We start from the raw sequence: 11,333 nt of genomic DNA, 5'->3' as shown, positions 1-11,333 counted from the left end.
TTCGAGCTATTCGCCTTTAAGCTTTTAGCCTTCATAGTCACGAACTTGATTACGTAGCTGCTGCTTGTATTCAGGCGTGATTGGTTGGTTCTCTTCATCGAGCATAATCGCGTCAAGATCGCTTGCCATCATATAAGCAATGCTCATCATGCTATCAAAGCTGCGCACGGCTTGAGGATGTGGCAATGATAAAAACATAACGATGCCGTTATACGTGTTGGTCGCGACACTATGCGGATCAAAGGGCGCGATACCATCGTCGGTGATACCCATCATACTAAACCACAGCATACCCGTGCCGTCTTTTTGCTCATAGCGATGGAACATATTCATCGCGCCATAGCGCAGACCATATTTATCAATCAATGCTAGCAGATCATGACCACGGATAATCGCGGTTGGACGATCGCGATATTGGTGCGGCAAGATAGTGATGTTGATGTTGTCTTTGGCATTGATCAAAGGGCCATTTTGCGCGTCATCGCCTGATTCTGATAAATGCTGATCCAGTATCGGGCTGTTGTTGTCGAAGCTTGGCTCTTCTGCCGTGTCAATCGATGGCATCAAACTATCTGTTGCCGACATGAGGCTAGAGAATGCATCAGGCTCTTGCTCGATATGCATCTGCTCAGCCGCCTCTAAAAACTCAGCGTTATCAGCGCGACGTTGCTCTTCTTGCCAGCGCGCATAGTCCTCATTGTCGACGACGTCATGATCTTCATCCGCCATAGTGTCACGCTCAGCAGTCAGCTGGGGATCGACGTTAGTATGAGTCTGCGTCAATGGCTCTTCTTCAACGACCGCATTCAGATAAGTGCGGTCAGGGCCAATGCTCGTCTCGCCAGCAACCGTATCATCAAAGTCTGGCTGATCAACGATATTGCGCTCATGACGCGGTATGATGGGAATACCGTTTTTATCATAATTGACCGCAGCAGCTTCAGCACCATTACGGCGCTTAAAACTGCGAATGACCATAAACAGCCCTGCGAGCACGATAAACGCAGCAATGGCAATCAATACAAACTGAATAGCGGTCATGATAAATACATCCTAGTATATATAACAAAAGGGAATACACAAACGAGCATAAATGGCAATATTCTAGCATGGCTGACCCATGTCGTCACCACATTGTGTACTTTATAACCAGTATGCTGGACTGAGGTCAAGCTTATTTGTATTTATGCCGATGGATTGATTATATTTGCATCGCTTTGATTCTCATAGCGCTTTTAATTTTGGCTTTTTTGGTCTTAGCTCTCTACATAACGCGCGGCTTCATCAAGCGACACACTGACTAGGGTAGAAATACCTGCGCTTGGCATGGTGATGCCTTTTAGCTCATCGGCAATCTGCATCGTCAGTTTATTATGACTGATAAAGATAAACTGCAAGTCATCTGCCAACTCATGAATGAGGCTAGTAAAACGCGCAACATTGGCATCATCGAGTGGCGCATCAACTTCATCAAGCACACAAAACGGCGCCAGATGCTGCTTAAATATCGCAAAAATTAGGCTCAATGCGGTCAGCGTTTTTTCACCGCCAGAGAGTACGGCTAGGCGGCTATTGCGCTTGCCCTTTGGCTGCGCCATCAAGGTAAGCCCTGTCCGCCATTGCTCCGACTTTGGCGTATTGGCTGGCATCTCGTCTGTGTTCAGTGTCAGACTGGCTTGCCCGCCGCCAAAGACTTTAGCAAACAAATTGGCCAGCTCATTATTGACCGCATCGAGCGTCTGCATAAATAGCGTCTTGGTCGTCTCATCGATCGAAGCAATCGCTTCAGTCAATGTCTGCATACTGGCGGCGATATCGGTGGTCTGCTGCGCAAGTGGCTCCAAGCGCTCATTGACCTCGGCCAACTCCGCGACAGCAGCAAGATTGACAGCGCCAATCTTACTTAATTGCTGCGCAAGCTTGGCGCGTTCGGACGCAAGCTCAGCGATTTTGTCTGGGCGCACACGGCGATCATGAGCGATAAAGTCTGCCAGTAAGTTTGAGACACTCATGGTTTGTTGAGGCTGTTCTGCTTGCGTTTTGTACTTCTCACTCACTTGAGTATAAGCATCTAGAGCGCTTTGGGTATGTCTACTTGCATCCTCCAAGCGCGCGGCACTTAATGCTAACTCAGTTGCATGCTGTGCAAGTTCGCTTTGCTGCGTCTGCAAGGTATTTTGCAACGTATCAAATGCCGTCTGCTGCTCAGCATATGCTTGCTTTAGCGCTGTGAGCGCGCTATCACGCTCACTCAATAACGCTTGCTGCTCATCACGCATTGTCTGTGCGCGCTGCAGTGCCGCTTGCAGCGTTGGTAATGTGCTCTGCTGCTTATCATGGCGCGCCTGTAGACTCTGCTCATTCTCTAATGACTTGTCATATTGCTCGGTTGCACGCGCCAGACTGCTCACACAATGCTCTAAGCGCATCTCGTACTTCTGAATACGTAGCTGCAGTGCCTGCCAAGCCTCATCATCGGCTTGACGTGCGCGGTGTAGCTCGCTGCGCTCAGATTGTAATTGCTGATTGGTCGCTCGTGCCTCTGCTATTTGCGGCGTGAGTGTGGCGATCTCGCGTTCGATATCCTGCTGCTCATTAAGAAGTGTCTGCGCCTCATGCGCAAGCTCTTGCTTTTCCTGCTCGAGCGCCGCTTTGTCAGCATTTAGGCGTTGGCTGTCTGCTTGCAAGCGCTCGGCGTTGGCGCGCTCGGTCGTCAGTTGCTGCTGGTATTTATGCTTATCACGGGTTAATTGCTCAGCTTGGGCACGCGTTTCTTCCAAACTGACTATCAACGCATCATAATCGCGCTGATTTTTTGCGATAGATTTTTGCTGATTGTCGATGCTCAACTCTAGCTCACCGAGCAGGTCCTCTAGCGTTTGCAAACGCGTGCGCTGCGCCAAACGCTGGGTGAGAAACTGACTGCTGCCCTCGCTTTGATCGTCTTGCGCGCCAGCGAGCTTACTCAAATTAAGCGTGCCTTGACAACTAATGATCCAACCATCAGCAGTCAGCAGAAGCGCTGATGACGGTAATGACTTTAAGACATCGGCAAACACGTTAATATCATGCTCACTAGCAGACTCAAACTGCGCTGTGTATAGATAACACTGCTGCCATAGCGCAAGCGCAGGCTGCGCAATCAGCTGTGATAATGGCAACACTTTATCAGTTAAGCTCTCTGGTAAGTCGCTGATAAAGGCACTGTCTCTGGTTTTATTTTGCTTCGCAGGCAACCATAGGCTATGACCCGTTGCTAGTGTTTTTTCTTTTGTACTGGCTGAGGTGTTTTGTATGGTTTGATAAGTCAGTAAATCAGTAATGTCATCTTCAAGTGCTTGCCACAAACTCAAACTATTGGCTTTTTGATCCGCATCATTCACATGGTCAGCACGGCTTGCAATTAATACATGGCTGTCTAGCCATAACGCTAAAACACTATCGAGTAGCTGTGCGTGCGCTTGCCCTGTCGCACTCAGTTCAATCTGTTCACGCAGCGTCGTAATAGCTAATTGCTGCGTATTTACAGCGCCACTATCGGTGTTATTTGTTGCAGCTGCTTTGTTTTGAGAGTTTGATATAGGTTTTGGATGCAATATCTGATGCAAAGTGTCGTATTCACCTGCCAGTAACGCATGACGTTTTTCATCATCGCTCAGCTCGCGTTGCTGCGTGTTCAGTCGCTGCTGCAAATGATGCGCTTGCGGCTGTATCTCAGACAGACGTTCATCCACCCCTTCTTGCTGACGCTCAATCTGCTGTAGCTGTTTGCTCAGCTTAGCGACTTGCTCTTCTAGCACCTGATGCAAGTCTTGCTCGTCTGCTGCCTGACTTGCATCAGCACTGGCACTAACAGCACTGGCAGATGGGGCTATAGACTGCTGTAATTGCTGCCAGAGGTTTTGCCAATTTTGCGCGCGGCGTTGCCACTTATCATCGCTTTGCTGGTGACGCTTTTGTGCTTGGGTATTAATCGCCTGCTGCTGCTCAAGCGTGCGTGCCTTGTCTTGTAGACGCGACAGCTGGTTTTGCGCATCATGCCACGCGCGCTGCAATGGCTGCTCATGACGCTTGTGGTTATCACGCTTGTCGCTCAGCTCAGCGAGCTGTGGGCGTAACGTCTCTAGTGCTTGCTGCTGCTCAGCTTGTTCAGCGTTAAGCCGCTCAATATCAGCGAGTGATTGCTCACGCTGCTGCGCCAAGTGAGACAGTTGCTGCTCAATGGCTGCCAGCTGTGCAGTGGCATCACTCAATTGATGCTCAGCGTTTTGGTAGCCCAGCTGCTGCTCGTAATGCGCGCTTTGGGCATCATCTTTGAGCCATTGCTCTTGGTTAATACGGGCGGTGAGCTTGTCTTGCTGTGCCTTTAGCGTGTCATAATCCGCTTGCAATGTCGATACTTCAGCCGTACTGCGCTCATGTATGATTTTTCGCTGCTGATGCTGCTGCTTGGCTTGGTAGAGCTGCTGAATGGCAAGCTGCTGCTCAATATCAGCCAAGCTTAGTGAGATCTCTTCGTGACGCTGCGCGCTCGCTGCCTGTTTGGACAGTGTCTTTTGTTGGCGGAGCAGCTCGCTTTGCATATCGTGCAGACGCGCCAGATTGTCTCTTGTCTTTTCAAGCTTTTTTTGTGTCTCTTCGCGGCGCGCCTGATAGCGCGACACCCCAGCCGCTTCTTCGATAAACTCACGCAGTTGCACAGGACTTGACTCAACAATCCGCCCAATCATACCTTGTTCAATCACCGCATAACTGCGCGCGCCCAACCCTGTTCCCAAGAACACGTCGACCACATCGCGGCGGCGACAGCGCGTACCATTGATAAAGTAATCTGAGCGGCCGTCTTTATTGACCTGACGGCGAACGGACAGCTCTTGGTACAAGTTAAGCTCATGGCGAATACCTGTCTGCTCATCTTGGGTATGCTCAAAGGTCAGCTCGACACTCGCCACACTCTTGGCCGCTTTGTCTTGCGTACCAGCAAAGATGACATCGCTCATCGCCCCGCCGCGCAGCTGCTTGGCAGAGGTCTCACCCAGCACCCAGCGTATGGCATCAATCACATTGGATTTGCCGCAGCCGTTTGGCCCGACGATGGCGGTGATACCATGACGAAAAGTAAAGGTCGTTGGGTTGGCAAAAGATTTGAAGCCTGCCAGCTTTAGGGATTTTAAGCGCATGAATAGTCAGTTGATATGGCGAAAACAGGCGGCTATTCTACCTGAAATTGTTGTAAGTTTTTAGGGTTAAACGTCTAAGTGCATAAACGATTTTGACTTCAGGCTTTGATGAAACCCTCGTAATAGTTTTTGCTCCACTTGGCTGACCTCGTTTTCTCCTAAGTAGCGTTGATTGAACGCAATCAATGCTGACCACGTGATACTGGCCACTTGCAGATGATCGACGATGTCTAACAGCTCTGGTCTTAATAGATGCTGATATTTTTTGGGTCTTTTGTGACACAGCGCCAGCTCTCGGTCGGCTAAGCGCTGCTTGTTGTGCTCTAGCTCACTGCCGCCGATGAACAACAACAAAAACTTAGCCCCTTTATCAATAAAGCCTTTATCAAGTAAATGCTCATACATCACGCAGTACTTGAGCAGCTGATCTGGGTTTTTTCGACCATTAAATTTCAATTCATTGGCTACCAGCATATTCGCCTGATGGTTGTAGGCCAAATTGTCCATATACATTGCTTTTAGCTCTGTGCTGGCCTCAAACAATCCACTGTTGCCATGGGTTGACCACGACCCATTTGGCTCAAAGGTGATGAATTGCTGATAAAATGAGTCTAAGTAGACATCACTACATAAACTTAAAAAGATATCGAACTCTTTGTTGAGATACTCTTCAGAAAAAAACATGACACGGCGGGTGGCCTCTCTCGGATGACAGATACCGACCCTTTGGGATGAATAGGTTTCTAATTGCTCCGTGTCATGCATTTTTGCGTTGAGCTTTTTGATAATGGCGTGTTCAATCTCTTCTACACTTTTGCCTGCTAGCTCAGGCTGGGTAGCCCACTCAATGATTTGGCGTACATATTGCTTTTTGGTGATACCAAGAATTTGCTTGGGCTCCCACGCCAAAAACTCTACCATATTGGTAAGACCAGTCGTCCATGATAGCTGATCTTTCAAGTGCCTCACCGAGCCAAAGACACGGCGATATTTTTCTGCTGCTTTCATACTAATAATGTCTCATGGTTTACATACTAGGTTTATTCTATTTAACCTTTCTTCTGCTTTGATTAAAAATACAATCGTAGACGCTGTCATGTGTAGCACATACTGAATAAGGTGTTCAGGAACTTCTATCTCATCATTACCTTTGCCATGACCACTAAGTTTATTTCGAGGTGTACCTATGCTTGAGATAAGCATATTACCTAATGAATTAAAATGATCAGTCCAAAATTTTGGTATCAGTTCATTAGCTAGACAACAATCAATAAGCCTCTTTGAAGTATCTTTTTTGCCATATTCCCAATCATGTTTATCTAGTATGATTTTCATGGTACTTTCAAATGCTTTAAGACAATCTGTTAGAGCGGCATCGTAACGACCATGACGATAATGTTCGTGGGCGTTTAAAAACTCTTCTTGAGCACCTCTGTATGTAGGGTTACTTAATAACTGTAAAGCGGGTTTGACCGCTTCAGCATGAATAAACTCAGAGTCCACTCTAACGATTTGACCGTTTTCATATTGATAACCTACACCGTTTTCAAGAAATCTATGATTTAATTCATTTATAGTGTCATCTAAATTTATGTTGACTTCACGTCTATTTTCTTTAGAGAATTTTGATATTGTTTTCATCATCAGTTCTACTACACTTAATGCCTTTTCCGCACACTCTTCCTCCAAAAAATATTTATAAATACTTTCAAAATAAATAATCAGCCCTTCTACGTTGCTATCATCTTCATTCAACTTAAAAACACCAGTTTCCTTGCATAATATTTTGTAGCAATTTTTTAAGTATTCACGATTTAGGGTTAATTGACTCCAATTAATACCAGATTGATCTTGACCTATTGTTTCGTTCCAAATATGAACAATTTGTACTTTTAATTTGTTAGGCAATTCTTCGTACTGGTAAACGTCAGGATATTCGCCTCGAATTCTTTTCTGTCTTTTATGGAATAATTCGGTAATAGCCATATTGAACCCTCAATTTATTATTAGTAACTAATTCACTACACCAAAACTAAATCACACCCAATCCACTTAATAACAACTGCCCTCCTGCAAATATCAATAATACGCCAAACGCGCGCTTGAGCATCAAGGCAGGCAATACATGAGCAAGTTTGGCACCCACTTTTGCCATTGCAAAGCTCGCCACCGAAATACACAAAAATCCTATGACATGGACAAATCCGATGGTGCCCTCAGGCAGATTGACCACATCTTGACCAAACCAGGCAAATCCAGCCGCGCCAGCCAGAGCAATGGGCAGACCGCACGCCGCTGACGTACCGACCGATTGCTTCATCGGCAGCCCCGCCCAGTTCAAAAACGGTACGGTCAAACTGCCACCGCCAATCCCAAAGATAGAGGACGCCATGCCAATGCCCGTACCAGCGCCAAACTGTACCCCAGCAGGTGGCAGCGGCTTACCCACTTGCTCTTTGTTAGAAAAGAACAGCATTTTTAGCGCAACCAATAGCGCACCGACCCCAATGATGGCTTGTAGCGCCTGACCATCAATCATATCTGCGATACCAGCGCCGACCAAACTCCCCACAACCAAACCAAGCGCCATCTTGCGCCATACTTCCCAGCGGACACCGCCGCGTTTATTGTGAGCCGTCAGTGAGCTGATCGAGGTCACAACAATGGTCGCAAGAGACGTACCAATAGCTAGGTGTGTCACCACCTCTGGCGAAAAGTCATACGCGGTAAAAATCCAGACCAGTGCAGGAACGATAATCATGCCGCCGCCCACGCCAAACAAGCCTGCACTGACACCTGCAAACGCCCCTGCAATCACAAACCACACATATAACATCATAGAACAAGCCTTTTATAATACTGGCCTAGTATTAATTTTATTGCCTACTTACTGGTTTCTTAGCGCACTTAACTGTATTTGCCAAATCTCAACGCGACCTTTATTCTGTCTTTGGTATGCTGTCTTTGGTAACCGCTTAGTATATCAAAGTTTCCTTTAACCACATCGATTAAACTTATGCCACCACTCACCAATTTCTCTCCCGCTTTATCCGAGCTTAACCACCGTCACGTTGCCAGTAGCGCCTCGACCAATAGCGAGCTGATCGCAGCGCTGCAAGATGGCACGCTAGATGCTACTACCGTACACGTCTTGACCGCAGAGACTCAGAGCGCGGGACGTGGTCAACATGGGCGCTCGTGGCAGTCACCACGCGGCAATGTCTACCTGTCGCTATATCACCCCGTACATATGCCAGTTAGTGGGCTACTGTCTTTGATTATTGGTCTTGAGCTGGCAAAAATGCCTGTTATCCAAACCGTAAATGGGCAACTACAAGCGCAAGGTCTGACGCCAATTGGGGTGAAATGGGCAAATGATTTGGGGTTTTATCAGAATCAAGCCAGTCATCATTCTGAATTGGCGCACTCTGCACCCGATGGTTCAGCTTTAGACAGCGCCATCTCACTTCAGCGCACATTGCCCTTTCAAAAGCTCGCTGGCATCTTGATAGAACCTGTGACCAAATCAGGTAAGCTGGTTGGTGTGGTGCTAGGCATTGGGTTAAATGTAAAAGCTGCGCCAACACTCACCGCTCAAACCTCTGAGGGGATGAGTTATCAGGCCATCAGCCTCCAAGATATCTATGCAGTGCTGCAGCCAGCAACACAAGCCACTCGCCTGCCAGACTTACAAACATTGTATCAGCAAATGACGACGGCACTGATGGCAGCGATGACTCGCTTTGAGCATTTGGCCATCGAAAAACCAACGGGGCATACCTATTATTTAGATGGATTTTTGCAGCAGTTTGCTGCGATGGATGCGCTAGCCGGTCTGCGTTTACGTGTTACCCAAGACTATAATAATGAGAAAAAAGTCATGACGGGAGTCGCTTGCGGTGTCGACACTCATGGGTGTTTGCAATTACAGCAAGATAACGGTAAGATTTCTACGCTTTTTACTGGACGTATTGACGTTATTTATTAGGGACACGCCCTAGGCTTAATCATAACACTGACGAGCACCATCATTAACGAGCGCTATATAAAGGGATTTTTATGCTCTGGCTTGATCTTGGCAATACCCGCCTAAAATACTGGCTAACCGACGATATCGGGCAGATAGTCTCACATGATGCCAAGCAGCATCTGCAAGCACCCGCTGAATTACTCATGGGTCTGACTGACCGCTTTGAGCGTTATGCGCCCGATTTTATTGGTATCTCATCCGTACTGGGCGATGCGCTCAATGCCCAAGTATCAGAGACGCTCAGTCGTTTGAACATTCCATTTGAGTTTGTCCATGTTGATGCCGCGCATGCGCTTATGAAAAGTGCTTATAATGACCAGCAGCTCGGCTGTGATCGCTGGCTACAGATGCTAGGAGCCGTCGATAAGAAAAAACGCCAATGCGTGATCGGCTGCGGTACGGCAGTGACCATTGACTTGATTGATCACGCTGAGCATTTGGGTGGTTATATCTTCCCCAGTATTTACCTACAACGCGAGTCTCTGTTTTCTGGAACCAAGCAAATCACCATCTCTAACGGCACGTTTGATAGTGTTAGCCAAGGCATGACCACCCAAGACGCGGTGCACCGCGGTATCTTGCTCTCTATCGTTGGTGCGGTTAATGAGATTAGTCGTCGTCACCCAAACTTTGAGGTGATCATGACAGGCGGCGATGCGGCCACTATCTCGCAGCATGTCAATCGCCCCGTACGCTTGCGCGATGATTTATTATTAAATGGTCTGGCACGGTATTTTGATTATCGTAATAAGTCATAATCCGTCATAGATAACTCAACATCATACTGTCACACTGACAAAAAAAGCAGCACGTTTAAAGCGTGCTGCTTTTTTATTAGATACTTTTCTCTTTTATAAGGTCAAAGCTTTGCTAGCTACTGCCCTAACCCTTTTTTATTTGGTCTCGCTAAACAGCTCACGACCGACCAGCATACGACGAATCTCGCTAGTACCTGCGCCAATCTCATACAGCTTAGCATCGCGCCAGTAGCGACCGAGTGGATACTCGTTGGTATACCCATTACCGCCAAATATCTGAATTCCCTCACCTGCCATCCATGTGGCTTTTTCGGCGCACCATAAAATCACACTAGCACAGTCTTTTCGCACTTCTCGGCTGTGTCCTGCGCCGTGCGCATCTAGCATATCGAGGTTTTTACCAACGGTGTATAAGAAGCTACGGCCTGCCTGCAAAATAGTATACATATCAGCCACTTTGCCTTGGATAAGTTGAAACTCACCAATTGCTTGACCAAACTGCTTGCGCTCATGGATATAAGGGACGACATTGTCCATCACCGCCTGCATGATACCGATAGGCCCTGCGGCTAATACGGCACGCTCATAATCTAGGCCACTCATGAGTACCTTAACGCCTTCATTGAGACCGCCCAAGATATTGTCGCTTGGTACTGTCACATTGTTAAAAGTCATCTCACCCGTATGGCTACCACGCATGCCAAGCTTGTCGAGCTTTTGCGCGGTACCAAACCCTTCCATACCTTTTTCTACGATAAAGGCAGTCATACCTTTGGCACCCATCTCAGGATTGGTCTTGGCATAGACCACCATCACATCCGCATCAGGGCCATTGGTGATCCACATTTTGCTACCGTTCAAGATGTAATTGCCGTCTTTTTTTTCGGCTTTGAGCTTCATGCTGACGACATCTGAACCAGCACCGGTCTCACTCATTGCTAATGCACCGATGAACTCGCCGCTGATGAGTTTTGGCAAATATTTTTGTTTTTGCGCCTCAGAGCCATTGCGTTTGATTTGATTGATACAGAGATTGGAGTGGGCACCATAGCTAAGCGCTACCGATGCTGACGCTCGGCTGATTTCTTCCATGGCGACCATATGAGCGACGTAGCCCATGTCCGAGCCGCCGTACGCTTCAGGGACGGTAATGCCATGTAGACCCAGATCGCCCATCTTTTGCCACAGATCCATAGGGAACTCATCACTGCTATCGATCTCGCTTGCACGTGGGGCGATTTCGTTTGCCGCAAACTGCTGTACGACATCACGTAGCGCGTCAATATCTTCGCCAAGCTGAAAGTTCAATCCAGGTAAACTCATAACCATTCCTTGTTTTTTAGTATAGTCAATCAATATTAAAAG

Annotated in this window: 8 protein-coding genes; 2 read left to right on the top strand and 6 right to left on the bottom strand. The window is 47.5% G+C overall.

Annotated features, from left to right (window positions below; all coding sequences use genetic code 11):
- Positions 1–24: 24 nt before the first annotated feature.
- The 5 genes from B3V51_RS01210 to B3V51_RS01190 form a co-directional block, all read right to left on the bottom strand.
- Positions 25–1,041 (bottom strand): cell division protein ZipA C-terminal FtsZ-binding domain-containing protein, encoded by a 1,017-nt coding sequence (locus tag B3V51_RS01210; RefSeq protein WP_212563917.1) that lies wholly within the window; start codon positions 1,039–1,041, stop codon positions 25–27.
- Positions 1,042–1,256: 215 nt separating this feature from the next.
- Complete coding sequence (locus tag B3V51_RS01205) at positions 1,257–5,180, bottom strand: AAA family ATPase (RefSeq protein ID WP_212563918.1); 3,924 nt, start codon at positions 5,178–5,180, stop codon at positions 1,257–1,259.
- Between the two features lie 66 nt (positions 5,181–5,246).
- A complete protein-coding gene (locus B3V51_RS01200) occupies positions 5,247–6,188 on the bottom strand; it encodes a hypothetical protein (protein ID WP_212563919.1) in 942 nt (313 codons plus the stop codon).
- Between the two features lie 12 nt (positions 6,189–6,200).
- Positions 6,201–7,166, bottom strand: a complete 966-nt coding sequence (locus B3V51_RS01195; protein WP_212563920.1) for an STM4504/CBY_0614 family protein — start codon at positions 7,164–7,166, stop codon at positions 6,201–6,203.
- A gap of 46 nt (positions 7,167–7,212) precedes the next feature.
- Positions 7,213–8,016 carry a sulfite exporter TauE/SafE family protein gene (locus B3V51_RS01190; protein WP_071003696.1) on the bottom strand — a complete coding sequence of 268 codons (804 nt, stop codon included), beginning with the start codon at positions 8,014–8,016 and terminating at the stop codon, positions 7,213–7,215.
- Between the two features lie 180 nt (positions 8,017–8,196).
- Between B3V51_RS01190 and B3V51_RS01185 the strand changes: the two genes are divergently transcribed.
- Positions 8,197–9,168 (top strand): biotin--[acetyl-CoA-carboxylase] ligase, encoded by a 972-nt coding sequence (locus B3V51_RS01185; RefSeq protein WP_071002318.1) that lies wholly within the window; start codon positions 8,197–8,199, stop codon positions 9,166–9,168.
- Positions 9,169–9,239: 71 nt separating this feature from the next.
- Positions 9,240–9,968, top strand: a complete 729-nt coding sequence (locus B3V51_RS01180) for a pantothenate kinase (protein WP_212563922.1) — start codon at positions 9,240–9,242, stop codon at positions 9,966–9,968.
- A gap of 135 nt (positions 9,969–10,103) precedes the next feature.
- On the opposite strand, the gene B3V51_RS01175 is transcribed toward B3V51_RS01180, so the two are convergent.
- On the bottom strand, positions 10,104–11,291 hold the full coding sequence (locus B3V51_RS01175) for an isovaleryl-CoA dehydrogenase (protein WP_286707824.1): 1,188 nt from the start codon (positions 11,289–11,291) through the stop codon (positions 10,104–10,106).
- Positions 11,292–11,333 lie beyond the last annotated feature (42 nt).

This window comes from Psychrobacter sp. UBA2514 (assembly GCF_002341255.1).
In the GTDB taxonomy this organism is placed as follows: Bacteria; Pseudomonadota; Gammaproteobacteria; order Pseudomonadales; family Moraxellaceae; genus Psychrobacter; species Psychrobacter pacificensis.
Note: the sequence above shows the minus strand (reverse complement) of the source record. Positions and strands in the feature narration are given on the sequence as shown.